19 protein-coding genes are annotated in these 12,993 nt (G+C 71.0%); 7 read left to right on the top strand and 12 right to left on the bottom strand.

From position 1 onward, the window contains the following. Positions 1 to 106: 106 nt before the first annotated feature. The 3 genes from ACIQM4_RS33995 to ACIQM4_RS34005 form a co-directional block, all read right to left on the bottom strand. Positions 107 to 1,003 carry an ABC transporter ATP-binding protein gene (locus tag ACIQM4_RS33995; protein WP_401599361.1) on the bottom strand — a complete coding sequence of 299 codons (897 nt, stop codon included), beginning with the start codon at positions 1,001 to 1,003 and terminating at the stop codon, positions 107 to 109. 116 nt (positions 1,004 to 1,119) lie between these two features. After that, positions 1,120 to 1,779, bottom strand: coding sequence for a class I SAM-dependent methyltransferase (locus ACIQM4_RS34000; RefSeq protein WP_401599363.1), 660 nt, complete (start codon positions 1,777 to 1,779; stop codon positions 1,120 to 1,122). A gap of 180 nt (positions 1,780 to 1,959) precedes the next feature. Beyond that, complete coding sequence (locus tag ACIQM4_RS34005) at positions 1,960 to 2,580, bottom strand: L-threonylcarbamoyladenylate synthase (RefSeq protein WP_401599365.1); 621 nt, start codon at positions 2,578 to 2,580, stop codon at positions 1,960 to 1,962. Positions 2,581 to 2,737: 157 nt separating this feature from the next. Here ACIQM4_RS34005 and ACIQM4_RS34010 point away from each other — a divergent pair, with 157 nt between their 5' ends. Then, positions 2,738 to 3,475: a DUF2470 domain-containing protein gene (locus ACIQM4_RS34010; protein ID WP_401599367.1), complete on the top strand. Its 738-nt coding sequence runs from the start codon at positions 2,738 to 2,740 to the stop codon at positions 3,473 to 3,475. Positions 3,476 to 3,480: 5 nt separating this feature from the next. On the opposite strand, the gene ACIQM4_RS34015 is transcribed toward ACIQM4_RS34010, so the two are convergent. Together ACIQM4_RS34015 and ACIQM4_RS34020 are read right to left on the bottom strand one after the other, a co-directional pair. Beyond that, positions 3,481 to 3,708: a hypothetical protein gene (locus ACIQM4_RS34015; protein ID WP_401599369.1), complete on the bottom strand. Its 228-nt coding sequence runs from the start codon at positions 3,706 to 3,708 to the stop codon at positions 3,481 to 3,483. A 71-nt stretch (positions 3,709 to 3,779) separates the two neighbouring features. Continuing rightward, on the bottom strand, positions 3,780 to 4,346 hold the full coding sequence (locus tag ACIQM4_RS34020) for a GNAT family N-acetyltransferase (RefSeq protein ID WP_401599396.1): 567 nt from the start codon (positions 4,344 to 4,346) through the stop codon (positions 3,780 to 3,782). A gap of 172 nt (positions 4,347 to 4,518) precedes the next feature. Here ACIQM4_RS34020 and ACIQM4_RS34025 point away from each other — a divergent pair, with 172 nt between their 5' ends. The 3 genes from ACIQM4_RS34025 (at position 4,519) to ACIQM4_RS34035 (ending at position 6,357) form a co-directional block, all read left to right on the top strand. After that, entirely contained in the window at positions 4,519 to 5,439 is a 921-nt protein-coding gene (locus tag ACIQM4_RS34025; RefSeq protein WP_401599370.1) for an alpha/beta hydrolase, read from the top strand. Between the two features lie 10 nt (positions 5,440 to 5,449). Beyond that, positions 5,450 to 5,824 carry an RNA-binding S4 domain-containing protein gene (locus ACIQM4_RS34030; RefSeq protein WP_401599372.1) on the top strand — a complete coding sequence of 125 codons (375 nt, stop codon included), beginning with the start codon at positions 5,450 to 5,452 and terminating at the stop codon, positions 5,822 to 5,824. Positions 5,825 to 5,934: 110 nt separating this feature from the next. Further along, positions 5,935 to 6,357 carry a YchJ family protein gene (locus ACIQM4_RS34035; protein ID WP_401599374.1) on the top strand — a complete coding sequence of 141 codons (423 nt, stop codon included), beginning with the start codon at positions 5,935 to 5,937 and terminating at the stop codon, positions 6,355 to 6,357. Here the strand turns inward: ACIQM4_RS34035 and ACIQM4_RS34040 are convergent. The 5 genes from ACIQM4_RS34040 to ACIQM4_RS34060 form a co-directional block, all read right to left on the bottom strand. Further along, on the bottom strand, positions 6,339 to 6,554 hold the full coding sequence (locus tag ACIQM4_RS34040) for a hypothetical protein (RefSeq protein WP_401599375.1): 216 nt from the start codon (positions 6,552 to 6,554) through the stop codon (positions 6,339 to 6,341). The two genes, ACIQM4_RS34035 and ACIQM4_RS34040, sit on opposite strands and share 19 nt — an antisense overlap. 5 nt (positions 6,555 to 6,559) lie before the next feature. Then, complete coding sequence (locus tag ACIQM4_RS34045; RefSeq protein ID WP_401599377.1) at positions 6,560 to 7,597, bottom strand: DUF6397 family protein; 1,038 nt, start codon at positions 7,595 to 7,597, stop codon at positions 6,560 to 6,562. A gap of 112 nt (positions 7,598 to 7,709) precedes the next feature. Next, on the bottom strand, positions 7,710 to 8,105 hold the full coding sequence (locus tag ACIQM4_RS34050) for a roadblock/LC7 domain-containing protein (RefSeq protein WP_401599379.1): 396 nt from the start codon (positions 8,103 to 8,105) through the stop codon (positions 7,710 to 7,712). 192 nt (positions 8,106 to 8,297) lie between these two features. Continuing rightward, entirely contained in the window at positions 8,298 to 8,984 is a 687-nt protein-coding gene (locus ACIQM4_RS34055; protein ID WP_401599380.1) for a GTP-binding protein, read from the bottom strand. A gap of 95 nt (positions 8,985 to 9,079) precedes the next feature. Next, on the bottom strand, positions 9,080 to 9,484 hold the full coding sequence (locus tag ACIQM4_RS34060) for a DUF742 domain-containing protein (protein ID WP_401599382.1): 405 nt from the start codon (positions 9,482 to 9,484) through the stop codon (positions 9,080 to 9,082). Positions 9,485 to 9,870: 386 nt separating this feature from the next. Between ACIQM4_RS34060 and ACIQM4_RS34065 the strand changes: the two genes are divergently transcribed. The 3 genes from ACIQM4_RS34065 to ACIQM4_RS34075 all read left to right on the top strand — a co-directional run bounded on the left by ACIQM4_RS34065 (position 9,871) and on the right by ACIQM4_RS34075 (position 11,929). Beyond that, positions 9,871 to 10,470, top strand: coding sequence for a class I SAM-dependent methyltransferase (locus tag ACIQM4_RS34065; RefSeq protein WP_401599383.1), 600 nt, complete (start codon positions 9,871 to 9,873; stop codon positions 10,468 to 10,470). A gap of 53 nt (positions 10,471 to 10,523) precedes the next feature. Then, positions 10,524 to 10,850 carry a hypothetical protein gene (locus ACIQM4_RS34070; RefSeq protein ID WP_401599384.1) on the top strand — a complete coding sequence of 109 codons (327 nt, stop codon included), beginning with the start codon at positions 10,524 to 10,526 and terminating at the stop codon, positions 10,848 to 10,850. 272 nt (positions 10,851 to 11,122) lie between these two features. Next, complete coding sequence (locus ACIQM4_RS34075; RefSeq protein WP_401599385.1) at positions 11,123 to 11,929, top strand: hypothetical protein; 807 nt, start codon at positions 11,123 to 11,125, stop codon at positions 11,927 to 11,929. Positions 11,930 to 12,025: 96 nt separating this feature from the next. On the opposite strand, the gene ACIQM4_RS34080 is transcribed toward ACIQM4_RS34075, so the two are convergent. Both ACIQM4_RS34080 and ACIQM4_RS34085 read right to left on the bottom strand, forming a co-directional pair. Beyond that, positions 12,026 to 12,568: an MOSC domain-containing protein gene (locus tag ACIQM4_RS34080; RefSeq protein WP_401599387.1), complete on the bottom strand. Its 543-nt coding sequence runs from the start codon at positions 12,566 to 12,568 to the stop codon at positions 12,026 to 12,028. A gap of 11 nt (positions 12,569 to 12,579) precedes the next feature. After that, entirely contained in the window at positions 12,580 to 12,762 is a 183-nt protein-coding gene (locus tag ACIQM4_RS34085; RefSeq protein WP_401599389.1) for a hypothetical protein, read from the bottom strand. Positions 12,763 to 12,993: the final 231 nt, after the last annotated feature.

Consider the following 12,993-nt stretch of genomic DNA (forward strand, 5'->3'; position numbering starts at 1 on the left):
CTTGCGGGGGCCGGTTGCTTGCGGGGGCCGGGGGTTGTGTACGGGTGCCGGGGTGCACGCAGGTGCCGGGTGGCACCCGGGTCCGGGGACCGCGGCGGTCGCGGGGTTACGCCCGGGTGCCGACCTGTGCGTCGTCGCTGTCCAGTACGCGTACACCTTCGGGCGTGCGCCGGGCGTGGTGCCGGCCGATCGCCCTGGTGCGCAGCCGTCCCGTGAGCGGGTCGGTGGACACCTCGATACGGATGCCGTACGTGTCCGTCAGCAGCCCGGGCGCGAGTACCTCCTCGGGCTCGCCGTCCGCGATCACCCGCCCCGCCCGGAGCAGTACGATCCGGTCGGCGACGGCGGCCGCCTGGTCCAGGTCGTGCAGCACCACGCCGACGGCGATGGCGTGGTCGTCCGCCAGGTCGCGTATCAGGTCCAGGAGTTCCACCTGGTAGCGGAGGTCGAGGTAGGTCGTCGGCTCGTCCAGGAGCAGCACGCCCGTCTCCTGGGCCAGGCAGCTCGCGAGCCACACCCGCTGGAGCTGCCCGCCGGAGAGATGTTCGACGCCCCGCTCGGCGAGTTCGGTGACACCGGTCATTTCGAGCGCGCGGTCCACCGCCGTGCGCCCGTCCGGGTCGGTCCGGCCCCAGCGCCCCCGGTAGGGGTAGCGGCCGAACTCCACGACGTCCCGTACGGAGAGCCCGCTGGGGGTGGGCCGTCCCTGTGTCAGCAGCGCCACGTGCTGCGAGAACTCACGAGGGGTCAGGGCGAAGCCGTCCGTCCCCTCGTCGAGCGTCAGCGAGGCGTTACGTGCTCGCTGCAGCCGGGCCACGGTCCGCAACAAGGTGGACTTCCCGCTGCCGTTCGGCCCGACCAGTACGGTCACCTGCCCGGGTGACAGTTCGAGGGACGCACTGTGCACCACGTCGACACCGTCGTACGCCACGGTGACATCCGTGGCGGACAGGGTGTGGCCGCGGGGAGGCGAGCCCTGGGGAAGTTCTTCACCGACATTCACAAGCCGAAGGTTAGCCTAACCTAAGCATGGCTGAAAACAGTCTGCGAAAAGGACCTTGTGTACCGATACGGGGTCGGTGTGCCGGGGCGTGTACGCCGTCGGGAACGAGATGTCGATCAGGCAGGGTCGCGCGGCAGACGGCGGGCCAGGAAGTAGCACCGACGGGTTTCGGCCTCGTCCGGGTAGCAGGTCCGTTCCATACGCATCTCCACGGCGAATCCGGCTGCTTCGAGGAGGGCGGCGATCCGCGCGGGGGCCAGGAAGCGGAAGTCGAGGTTCACTTGCTGTCCCCACCACTCGCCCATGTGCCGGATCTCCTCACCCATGTGGAAGGAGAGAAGGAGCAGCCCGGCGGGGCACAGCGTCCTGCGCATCTCCTCGAAGGCGCGCGGCAGGTCGTCGGGGTGGAGGTGGATGATCGAGTAGAACGCGACCGCGGACGCGAACTCGCCGTCCTTCGCCGGAAGTTCACGCAGGTCGCCCTGGCGGAACTCGACTTCGGGGAATCTGCGCCGCCCGGTCTCGACCATGCCGGCCGACAGGTCGATGCCGACGGTGTGCGCGCCGTTCCCGGTGAGCCAGGCCGCCACGTGGCCGGGGCCGCAGCCCAGATCGGCGATCGTGCCTCCCGGCCCGGTCTGCTCCAGGAGGCAGGAGAGGAGCGCGCGGTCCAGTGGCTTGCCGGCGAGTTCCTCGTGCAGCCGGGTCGCGTACTCCTCGGCCACGGCGTCGTAGCTGTCGCGTATGTCAGAGATGTCATGCCCGAGATCGCTCACACGGGCAGCTTGTCATGCACCGCGGTGGGTGCGGCAGGAGTACGGCCACCTCGAACGCCCGCAGGGTGACGGCGGAGGGCGGCGGCCAGGTACTCGTCACGGTCCGGCGCCCTCGCGTGGGGCGCGAGGGGCGGTTCGCGCGGGCTCGCGTCGGATCGCGGGCCCGCGCCCGGCCTCTCGTTACTCGAAGCGCTCGGTGTCGCCCGCCCCGCGTCGTACGATCTCCGCCTCACCGTCCGAGAAGTCCACGACCGTGGTCGGCACCGTGCCGCAGTCTCCCGAGTCGAGCACCGCGTCGACCTCGTGGTCCAGGCGCTCCTTGATCTCCCAGCCCTGTGTCATCGGCTCCTCCTGGTCGGGCAGCAGCAGGGTGCTCGACAGCAACGGCTCGCCGAGCTCCGTGAGCAGGGCCTGGGCGGCGACATGGTCGGGGATCCGGACGCCGACCGTCTTCTTCTTCGGGTGCAGGAGCTGGCGCGGCACCTCCTTCGTCGCGGGCAGGATGAAGGTGTAACTTCCCGGCGTCGCGGCCTTGATGGCGCGGAACACCTTGTTGTCGAGCTGCACGAACTGGCCCAGCTGGGCGAAGTCATGACATACGAGAGTGAAATGGTGCCGGTCGTCGAGGTTGCGGATCGACCGGATCCGGTTGATCCCGTCACGGTTGCCGAGCTGGCAGCCCAGCGCGTAACAGGAGTCCGTCGGATAGGCGACGAGCGCTCCGGAACGGATGCTGTCGACCACGGTCTTGATGGTGCGGGGCTGGGGGTTCTCGGGGTGCACGTCGAAGTACTTCGCCATCCGCGGAGTCTAGGTGACGTGGACGCCCGTACCCCGTCGGCCCTCCGCAGCGGCGACGGCCGAATGGACCCGCCCCATGACCAGCACGACTCATTAGGTTAGGCTTACCTAAGTTGCTCGCTCCGGTGATTCACCGCTGCCCCCATGGAGATTCAGCATGCGCCTGCCCCGCACCCGTGCCCCGCAGCCGACCAGCGCCGAACGCGTGCGCTCCGTACTGGCCGCCGCCCACTCGATGACGGTCGTCAGCGACGGTGTGCACACGGAGGTGCGCAGGCTCGACGGGGCGGGGGTCATGAGCCGTATCCACCTGCACGAACCGGTCGGTGAGAGCCGGCCCGCGTCCGGCTCCGCCGGCCACCCCGACGCCCCGGTCCACGAACGCATCCCGGTACGGCTGGAATTCACCGACGTGGCGTCCACGCCCGTACGGGACCGGGTGCGTGCCCGCGTCACCCTCACCGGGCTCCTGGCCGCCCCGTACAACACCACCGCCACGGACGAGAGCACGTGCATGGAGTTCGGGCAGGCGGTCATCGAGGACGCCGAGGGACGCACCTACGTCACGCTCGACGCCCTGGAACACACCTTCCCCGACCCGCTCGCCCCCTTCGAGGCCGGGATGCTGACGCATCTCCTGGACTCGCACGCCGAGTTGATCCCTCTGCTGCTGCGACTCGTGCGCGAACCACGAACCGCGGAACTCACCCGTGCGCTGCCGCTCGCGATGGACAGGTACGGTCTCACGTTGCGCCTGGAGTACCCGCACACGCACGCCGACGTACGACTGCCGTTCCCCACCCCGGTGAACGACGTCGAACAGGCGGGGCCCCAGATCCAGGGGCTGCTCCGGGCGGCCCGCCGGATGTCCCACCCCAACCGGCTCCCCGCCTGACGAGGTCAGAGCCCGCAGATCTCGCAGCCGAGTTGCTCCGCCTCCGCCCGCCAGGCCGGCTCGGGGTCGACGAAGTACTGGATCTCGCCCCGGCGGTAGGCGTCGAGGTCGTGCTGGATGGCGGCGCACCGGCTGGGGGCGGACGTGCTGTCGGCAGACGCGCCGGAGGCGGTCAGGAGACTTCCGGCGGCGATGGCCGCGAGGGCGGCCGTCGTGGTGCGTAAGCGAATCATGGTGGAACCTCTCTGGGGGCGGCGGGGGCACGGAGCCGTCCGGCGCGGAATCCCAGTGTCTCCGGCCGCGCTCAGCCGCGCCGCTCCCACTCCGCGCACGTGAGGGTGTATTCGACCTCGCCTTGTTCGGATCCTTCGACAATCTCGGGCCAGTCGTCGGTGTAGTGGCGCAGGAGCTTCAGGCCCGACTTCTCCATCACCCGGCGGGATCCGGTGTTGACGGCCATGGTGTTCGCGGTCACCCGCTGCACACCGAGGTCCGTGAACCCCTTGCGGACAAGCGCCCGCGCGCCCTCCGTCGCACGTCCGCTCCCCCATGCCGTTCTGTTGAGCCGGTAGCCGAGTTCGACGGTCGTGGCGCTGTGGTCGTCCACCGGGCGGAACTCGAACCAGCCGAGGAAGGCGCCGCTGGCCCGGTCCTCTGCCGCCCAGTAGCCGCGGGTGCCGAGGCCCGGGTGGTCGTGCAGGAGCCGTGGCAGCGTCCTGGTACGGATCTCTTCGCGGGTCGTGGGCCGGCCGCCGTTGATGTACCGCATGACCTCAGGGTCGTTGTCCAGGGCAAACAGATGGTCGACGTCCGTGTCGGACCCGGTGAAGGGGCGCAGGACGAGGCGCTCGGTCGTCAGGAACGGGTGCATGCCGCGATGGTCACCGTCCGCACGAGGAATCGCCACCTGATTTCTCCCCTTCCGCGGGGGCCCCGGCACGAGGGACGTTGACTGTTGTACGGCTCTTCCCCTCTGCTCTTCCCCTCCGTGCGGTAGGCACGTACATTCGGCGCGTCAGTGACGGCAGTCAGGGAGTGACGCCATGCCGATCGAACCAGCACTCCAACAGTTCCTGGACCTGATCCCTCCGATGGACTGGTCCCTGGAACCCGCGGACTTCCGTGCCCAAGCTGCGGCCGGGCTCGGCCTCATGCCGGTCACGACGGAACTTCCGCGGGTCGTGGACGCGAGCCTCCCCGGCCCTGCCGGAGAGATCCCGGTACGCGTCTACCACCCTTCGCTCGACCCCGGCCTGCCGGTCACCGTGTTCTGTCACGGAGGGGGCTTCGTCCTGGGTGACCTGGACAGCCATGACGCGCTCTGCAGGACGACCGCGCGGGAGACCGGTTCACTCGTGATCTCGGTCGACTACCGACTGTCACCCGAACACGCCTTCCCCGCCGCGCTGGAGGACGGCTTCGCCGCGTACGCGTGGGTACGCAAGCACGTCGACGCGTGGGGCGGAGATCCTGGCCGCATCGCACTCGCCGGGGACAGCGCGGGCGGCTCGATCACTGCCGGGGTATGCCTCATGGCACGCGACCGAGGCTTGCCGCAGCCCGCCCTGCAACTGCTCTGGTACCCGGCGACCGGGCTGGAGCAGACGCCCTCGCGCCGCCGTTTCGCCGAGGCGCCGATGCTCGGAACGGAGGCCATGGCCTTCTTCCACCGGCACCACTTCGGTGCGATCTCCCGCGAGCAGGCCATCCCCTACGGTGCGGTGGCACACGCCTCCGACCTCTCGGGCCTCGCCCCCGCGTACATCGTGGTGGCGGGCAACGATCCGCTGCTGGACGAAGGGTCCTCGTACGCCCGACAGCTGCGCGACGCGGGGGTACCCGCCCAACTGGACGTGCAGGAGGACATGGTGCACGGGTTCCTCAGCTTCGCGGACCTCGTGCCGTCCTGCCTCGCCGCGGGCCGCCCCTCATGGGCCGCCTTGCGTTCCGCCCTGTCGCATTAGGGTTGGGTGTATGGCTTCGGAAGCGGGAACCGTACGGGTCGACAGCTGGGTCTGGTCCGTGCGGCTCATGAAGACACGGTCGATGGCGGCTGCCGCCTGCAAGGCAGGGCACGTACGGATCAACGGGGAGCGCGCCAAACCGGCCCAGTCGGTGCGCGTCGGCGACGAGGTGCGGGTGCGGCAGGAGGGCTGGGAGCGGGTCGTCGTGGTCTCCCAGCTCGTACGCAAGCGGGTGGGGGCGGTGCCCGCCGCCGAGTGCTTCGTGGACAAGAGCGCCCCGCGCCCCCCGAAGGAGGCCATCGGGGTGGGAGTGCGCGAACGCGGGGCGGGCCGGCCGACCAAGCGGGACCGCCGGGAGTGGGAGCAGCTGCGCGGCGGTCTCTGAAGACTCCGCGGCAACCGGCCGGCGCCAGGAGAAGGCCTTCGGGCCCCAGCAATGGCGTCCGCCGCGAGGGGGCGTACGGGGGCCGAGTACCGCCGGGGGAAGATGGTGGCATGTCCAAGATGCCTCGCTCTCGTACGAAGACCAGCGCCACGGCTCCCTGCCCGTGCGGACGTGAGCAGTCCTACGGGGACTGTTGCGGACGGTTCCACCGCGGGGAGGCCGCGGCCCCGACCGCCGAGCGGCTGATGCGTTCGCGCTACAGCGCCTTCGTGGTGGGCGACGTCGACCATCTGCTGCGGACCTGGCACCCTACGACCCGGCCCGGCTCCTTGGACCTGGACCCCGGCATGCACTGGACCGGGCTCGACATCGTCGCCACCACTGGGGGCTCCGCCTTCCACCAGGAGGGAACGGTGGAGTTCCGCGCCCACTTCGTGCACGAGGGCCGGGCCGACAGTCAGCACGAGGTGAGCCGGTTCGTGCGCGTCGACGGGGGCTGGTCCTACCTCGACGGTCAGAACAGCGGCAGCTGACCCGGGAACTCCGGTGTGGTGTAGCCGTCCAGGGACTGCTGCAGCGCCGGCCCGAGGGGCGCCGCGCTGCGCGAGCCGGGGCAGGAGATCAGCTCTGACGTGCCGCGCGCGCCGGGCGGATCGTGACGGGCGAAGCGGGCGGCGACGACAGCGATCTCGCGGCGGCACACGGGACATACGCGACGGGGAGACGACACGCTGATCAGTGTGCCTCATCGGTCTGCCTCCGCCGCTTCGCTCCCGAGGTCCAGCGGTGCAACCGGCCGCGCAGGGCGCGTACGCCTGGGCCCAGCAGGGATCCGCGGGATCCGCGCGCGGTGGGGACGAGGCTCCGGGCCGGGACGGCCGAGCGGTGCGTGCGGATGCTCGGAGCGGGCGTGGCGTCGCCTGAGTCGTGAGGGGGGCCGCCCCGCACGGTGGCGCCCTGGCCGGCGAGTGGCCGGTTCGCGCGTGCCTCAGTGAGGGAGAGACTCAGGCTCAGCCTGACCCAGGTGATCTCGTCGTCCTCCTCCGCCACCAGCAGCCGGTGCACCACGTCACGGGCAGCGGGGTTACGTGGCACCGCGGCGACCGGCGCGGATCTGAGCCCGGCGAGGTGCGCGGCCTCCTGCGGGTCGTCCAGTACCTGGTCGAGATCCCTCGGGGCCAGGAACGAGCTGAAGACCGCCGCCTGTTCCCAGGGGTCCTCGGTGCGGCCGAGCAGTTGACCGATGCGGCGGCTGCGCCAGTTGCGGGCCCGCCGGTCCTCTCCCGTGGCCACCGCGGTCCGTACGGCGAGCGGGTAGTTGCCGGTGAGCAGTTCGGGGTGGCGGACCTTGAAGTCGGTCAGCTCCTCGACGAGGTAGAGCCATACGACAGCCCGGTACCGGTTCAGGTAGAACCTGGCCGGGCTGAGGTATCCGGCGCGGGCGAGACCGGTGAACCTGGCCCTGCTGATGTGCAGGAGGGCGGCGCCCTCGGTGGTGCCCGCCGTACGCATCCGTTCCCTGAGCGGGGTGGCGGTCGCCTCCTGTTCCCGCAGGCGGTCCATCTCCTCGTGGGAGACTCGCCGCCCTCCCTCGCCGGACGCGACCGTACGGATCCGGCCGAGCTGCACGGCGAGGTCGAACTCGCCTCTCCTCAGCCCCAGTTCCCGTGCCGCCCGGACGGCGGTGACGGCGTCCCGCGCGCCGGCGGCGACGGGGCTTGCCCGCCTCCTGCCCCGTACCGGCTGAGCCTCTTGAACTTCTCGTACCACCATGACGGTCCTCCCCGTGAGCTTCGATCACTCTCGGTAACGACCGTAGCCCGGCGGCCCCGATCGCGCTCGGGCCTGTGGATAACTCTCGGACCGCGCGCGTTTTTCCGGCCGGTCAGTTGCCGGGGGTGCGTGCCGACACGCCGAGATGCTCACCGACCCGGTTGACCAGCAGGGTCATCTCGTACGCGACCTGGCCGAAGTCGGCCTCGGCGGCGCTCAGTACGCACAGACAGCTACCCTCGCCCGCGGCGGTGACGAAGAGCAGACCGTCGTCGAACTCGACCATCGTCTGGCGCACCTCCCCCACCCGGAAATGCCTCCCGGAGCCCTTGGCCAGGCTGTGCAGTCCGGAGGAGACAGCGGCGAGGTGCTCCGCGTCGGCCCGCTCCAGCCCGGCGCTCGCCCCGGTCACCAATCCGTCGCTGGAGAGAACCAGCGCGTGCCGGATGTGCTGGATCCGGTTCGTCAGGTCGTCGAGCAGCCAGTCAAGTCCCTTGTTCAGCGCCATGGTTCGGCTCTCCCCGTCCATTCGTTCCCCGTGTCCCCATGTTCTGCCGCAAGCCTTACCCACTGGCGGCGCGGCGGCAAGCAGATCGGTTCGTTCGGGGTGGCGAGGGCCCGCGAGGTGACGCGCGGACATGTGCGGGAGGGTGGTTTCCGGTCAGTCGTGGCCATCAGGTGTGGCCATCATTCGTGGCCGTCAGTCGTGGCCCATCGCTTCGAGCATGCGTGTCGTGTGCATGCGCCCCGCGTACTCGACCAGCCGGATCAGCACCTCCTTGCCCGAGTCGCGGTCACGTGCGTCGCACAGCACCACGGGGGTCCCTCGGGCGAGGTCGAGCGCCTGGGAGACCTCACGCGCTCCGTAGGACTGGGCTCCGGCGAAGCAGTTGACGGCCACCACGAAGGGGATGCGGCGGTCCTCGAAGTAGTCGACCGCGAAGAAGCTGTCCGCGAGCCTGCGGGTGTCGGCGATCACTACGGCGCCCAGCGCTCCCTGCGAGAGGTCGTCCCAGAGGAACCAGAAGCGGTCCTGTCCCGGAGTGCCGAACAGGTACAGCGACAGTCCGGACCTGATGGTGATGCGTCCGAAGTCCATGGCGACGGTCGTGCCCGGCTTGCGGCGGACCCCGGCGGTGTCGTCCACCGACTCCCCCGCCGCACTGAGCACCTCCTCGGTGCGCAGCGGCCGTATCTCGCTGACGGAGCCGACCAGGGTGGTCTTGCCGGCACCGAACCCTCCCGCGACGAGTATCTTCAGCGCCAGAGGGGCGCCGTCCGCTTCCGTTTCGGTCGCCACCTGGCCGGGGGCGATGGTGGGGTCAGGGCCTGTGGGGAGGTCGGGGACGGCGGAGGTCGTGTTCCGCTCGGAGTCCTCGGGAACCATGGCGCGCAACTTTCGGCAGTCGGACTGGGCGGGGGCGGCACCACCGTGCGGAAACCGGCGGAGCACGCGGGTCCGCTCCATCCAGTGCCGCGCGGTCACAGGGCGCGCAGGCCTTCGATCAGCTCCTGCACGGGAAGTTCCGCCGGCAGGCCGTCCGGGCGCGCCGGAGTGTTCAAGGCCAACTGGCCTGCTGCCAGAAGGTCGTTCAAGAGGGTGCGTACAGCGCCGGTGGGCAGATCCGCCGATGCCGCGAGTTCGGCCACCGTCAGCGGACCGGTGCGGCAGAGCGTGAGCAGGGTGCGGTGCGCGTGGCCCAGCAGGGCGGGGTCCGGTTCGCCGGCGCCTGTCACGGCGGTGAGCTCGGCGACCAGGTCGAGGGGTGCGAGCGGCCGCTCGGGATCGGCGCGCACACCGGACTGCGCATAGGGGCGCACGAGCGGGCCCGCCTCCGCGTCGTACCACTGTGTGCTGCCTGCGGCAGCCCTCTGATGCTCGATCATCCGTGCCTTTCTCCGGCTCCGGCGGTGGTGCGGTGCGGTGCGGTGCGGTGCGCCCCGTGGATCCGGACGGTAGTCCCGACGAGGTGCGGTTCCACGGCCGGTTTCGAAAGCAGGCGCAATATGGCGGAAAAGTTCGCCACCGGTGATCGGGCCGGACTCGAACGTGCGCACAGCGGCCGACCGTACGGACCGCGCGGAGGGGCCGGGTGCGGGGCGGGGCGTGCGGTGGGGTTCGCGCGCGGGGCATGGCGTGCTGAGGGGTCCGGGTGCGGAGCGGGGCGTGCGCGGTACGCCCGGTGCGGATCATGGCGAGCAAGCACGGGAAGATGAGGCGCCGGATGCACGTGGGGCGGCGCCATGCACGGGCCGCGGGGGATCATGTGGCCATGACCGATGACCACATGCAGGTTCAGGAGTTCTTCGGTGCTCGCGCCGCCCACTGGGACGCGCGGTTCTCGGGCGACGGCCCGGCGTACGAGGCCGCCGTGGCCGCCCTTGGGCTACGGCACGGAGACTCCGTGCTGGACGCGGGCTGCGGCACGGGACGTGCCCTGCCGTACCTCAGGGAAGCGGTGGGGGCCGACGGAACCGTGCTGGGCGCGGACCTGACCCGGCAGATGCTCGACGAGGCGGTCCGCGCGGGACGTGGGAGGGCCGCGTGTCTGCTGCAGGCCGACGTCGCGCGGCTGCCGGTCGCGTCGGGCGCCCTGGACGCGGTGTTCGCCGCGGGGTTGATCGCGCATCTGCCCCGGCCCACGGAGAACTTGCGGGAACTGGCGCGCACCGTACGCCCCGGCGGCCTGCTCGCCCTCTTCCACCCGGTGGGCCGGGCCGCTCTCGCGGCGCGGCAGGGACGCCAGATCACCGACGACGACCTGCGGGCCGAGCCCCGGCTCGGCCCGCTCCTCGAGAGCTCCGGATGGCGCCTGTTGTCGTACGTGGACGAGGACAGCCGGTTCCTGGTGCTGGCTGCCCGTACGGGCTGAGGGGGCACACTTGAGGAGTCGGCCGGTCTAGTGCTCACAGGGATGTGGTCCGGGTGCACGACAGAATCAGGCAAATCGTCAGGGCGTGGCAGGAGCGGCGCCCACAGGAGTGGCAGGCGCAGGAGACGCTCCCGAAGGGGCCCGCACACCTCCCGGGCCCTCGGCGGCACAATCTGTTCGATGCAGCGGCCGAGTATGTGGCCGCCTGCGCGGAGGACGACGAGCCGCGCAGTGACGAGGCGGCGGGGTGGGTCTCTCCTGAAGCGCTGTCGTTCGGGGTCACGGAGCTGGCCTGCCGGGCGGTGATCGCCCTCGCACGTGAGCGGGACGAGTCGCCCCGGAGCGTGGCGCGCAGTCTGCTCGGGCTGCCTGCGGCGTGACCGTTCGGGCCTCGGCGTGACCGTCCGGTGGGCCTCGGCGTGACCCATGGCGGCGCGGGCCCGTCCATGGTCCGTCCGGTGCGCCTCGGCGTGACCCGTGGCGGCTCGGGGCCCCTCCGGTGCCCTCAGCGCGAGCCGTCGGCGGCCCAGGTCCGCTCCTCCGGCGGAGCAGGGCCCGGCTTCCGGGCGGGCCGGCGCCTGGCAAGGGGGTCGACGATCTGGTTACCGGCTGGTTAAGGTGCGCCGACAACCGATCATCTGTGGAGGGTGCCGTGGCCGGGACGGAAGTTGCCGGGGACGACGAGCTGTTCGTGCTCACCGCGGTCCTGCTGACGCCTGCACAGTTCCCCAGCGTGCTCGGCGACGACTTCCCCGCGGCGTGTGCGGCGCTCGGTCTGAAGCCGCTCGACACGGGGTACGGGCTGGTGTTCGGCCAGGACGGCGCAGGCGCCCGCTGGACGGTGGCGGTCGATGACGTGTCGCTGGTGGCGGTGGCCATCGCGTCCTGGGACTGCGGCATGGAGTACGACCTGTCCCCTACAGAGGACTCGGTGGTGGCCGCCCTGCCCGGCTGGCCGCTCGCGCTCGCCGTCGCCGCCCCCGGGGTGCCCGAGCCCCACGACCCGGAGCCCGAGGAGGACGGGGCACCGGGCGGCCCGGAGCCGGTTCTCTCGCCGCCCGACACCGATGAGTGGGGACCGGCGCAGCGCCGGCTGGGGGCCGACGAGATCGGCCGCCAGTGGGCCTTGTGGCGCTGTCAGCTCGACGAGCAGAGCGAGGGCGAGTCCTTCGAGGGCACCGGGGGCGCGCTGCACCCTGCGGTACGCAAGGTCATCGACGCACTCCACGACTACGTCGCCGACCCGCCACCGCCGGGGCGGGTACGGTCGGCCTTCGCCACGAGTGAGGCGCGAACGCTGCGGGCTGACGGTCCCGGCTGGTCGTTCGTGGCGCGGACAGACGACATGGCGTTCCTGCTGCTGGACGACGAGCCGGGCGAAATCCTGCCGGTGGGCAGGGGCGCCGAGCTTCCCGGGCTGCTGGAGTCCTTGGACAAGCTGGCCGAGCGGCCTTCCTGACGCCTCGGCCGCCCGGGCCGCGGGCCCGCCCCGGGCTGGCCCTGGCAGGCGTGGGGCCGGGCCGCGGCCGACGGGCCGCCGTGCCCGGCACGGGGCTCAGACGCGGTCGAGCGGGCGGTGCGGTTCGGCCGGGAGGACGACGCCGACGGCGTCACCCGGCCGGACCGTACCCCCGGTGCGGACGACGCTCATGATTCCGGCCTTGCGGACGATGTGGCCGTCGTCGTCACGGCCCACCACCTGCTTCAGCAGTCCGTCCTGGAAACAATCGATCTGCAGGCAGGGGTTGCGAAGCCCGGTGACCTCCACCACCGCTTCGCCGCCGAGGTGCAGCAGGGTGCCGACGGGCAGGGCGAGCAGGTCGATGCCGGTGGTGGTGACGTTCTCGCCGAGCTGGCCCGGCGCGACCTCGAAGCCTGCCTCGTGCACCTCCTCGAAGAGTTCGCGGTGGATGAGGTGGACCTGGCGCAGATTGGGCCGGGTGGGGTCCTGCGCCATCCGGGAACGGTGCTTGACGGTGACCCCCGCGTGGACGTCTCCCTCCACCCCGAGTCCGGCCAGCAGGGTGATGCTGTCCCGGTTGGGTTTGGTGAACGAGTAAGTACCGTTGCTGCTGACCGCGATGACCTTCGGCTGCACGACCGGGGGGCTCAGCGTCCGATCTCCTTACGTGTGATCCGCTGCAGCCTGCGCCGCTGCGTGTTGTCCAGCATCAGGTACGCGGCGACGGGAACGCCCACCATGACCAGCAGGGCGGGCCAGAACCCGATGAACCAGATGAGGGCGATGCCCACCACGACACCGCCGGTAGCGACCTTGGCACTCTTCGACATCTTCGACGCCTCCTCCGCGGCAGCCGCCGCTCCTGCTTCTGACAACGCACACCGGGCCGTGACGGTTCCGCCTCGCACGGGTTCGTACTCACGGGCAGGCGGAGAGCTCCGGCCGCCGACGCCCGTCCGGTGCGCGACTAGGTCGTTTCTGATGGCTCTTGGTGGGCTGGGTGGATCTTTCGGTCGGGTGGGAAGTGGCTTCGTATGGTGCGACGACATGAACTCACCGAC

Source organism: Streptomyces sp. NPDC091272, from assembly GCF_044757485.1.
In the GTDB taxonomy this organism is placed as follows: Bacteria; Actinomycetota; Actinomycetes; order Streptomycetales; family Streptomycetaceae; genus Streptomyces.

Excerpts from the sequence above, each read along its gene's own strand:
- ACIQM4_RS34005 (WP_401599365.1), bottom strand. The coding sequence starts at position 2,580 with ATGGCGAAGTACTTCGACGTGCACCCCGAGAACCCCCAGCCCCGCACC.
- ACIQM4_RS34010 (WP_401599367.1), top strand. The coding sequence starts at position 2,738 with ATGCGCCTGCCCCGCACCCGTGCCCCGCAGCCGACCAGCGCCGAACGC.
- ACIQM4_RS34015 (WP_401599369.1), bottom strand. The coding sequence starts at position 3,708 with ATGATTCGCTTACGCACCACGACGGCCGCCCTCGCGGCCATCGCCGCC.
- ACIQM4_RS34020 (WP_401599396.1), bottom strand. The coding sequence starts at position 4,346 with ATGCACCCGTTCCTGACGACCGAGCGCCTCGTCCTGCGCCCCTTCACC.
- ACIQM4_RS34025 (WP_401599370.1), top strand. The coding sequence starts at position 4,519 with ATGCCGATCGAACCAGCACTCCAACAGTTCCTGGACCTGATCCCTCCG.
- ACIQM4_RS34030 (WP_401599372.1), top strand. The coding sequence starts at position 5,450 with ATGGCTTCGGAAGCGGGAACCGTACGGGTCGACAGCTGGGTCTGGTCC.
- ACIQM4_RS34035 (WP_401599374.1), top strand. The coding sequence starts at position 5,935 with ATGTCCAAGATGCCTCGCTCTCGTACGAAGACCAGCGCCACGGCTCCC.
- ACIQM4_RS34045 (WP_401599377.1), bottom strand. The coding sequence starts at position 7,597 with ATGGTGGTACGAGAAGTTCAAGAGGCTCAGCCGGTACGGGGCAGGAGG.
- ACIQM4_RS34050 (WP_401599379.1), bottom strand. The coding sequence starts at position 8,105 with ATGGCGCTGAACAAGGGACTTGACTGGCTGCTCGACGACCTGACGAAC.
- ACIQM4_RS34055 (WP_401599380.1), bottom strand. The coding sequence starts at position 8,984 with ATGGTTCCCGAGGACTCCGAGCGGAACACGACCTCCGCCGTCCCCGAC.
- ACIQM4_RS34060 (WP_401599382.1), bottom strand. The coding sequence starts at position 9,484 with ATGATCGAGCATCAGAGGGCTGCCGCAGGCAGCACACAGTGGTACGAC.
- ACIQM4_RS34065 (WP_401599383.1), top strand. The coding sequence starts at position 9,871 with ATGACCGATGACCACATGCAGGTTCAGGAGTTCTTCGGTGCTCGCGCC.
- ACIQM4_RS34085 (WP_401599389.1), bottom strand. The coding sequence starts at position 12,762 with ATGTCGAAGAGTGCCAAGGTCGCTACCGGCGGTGTCGTGGTGGGCATC.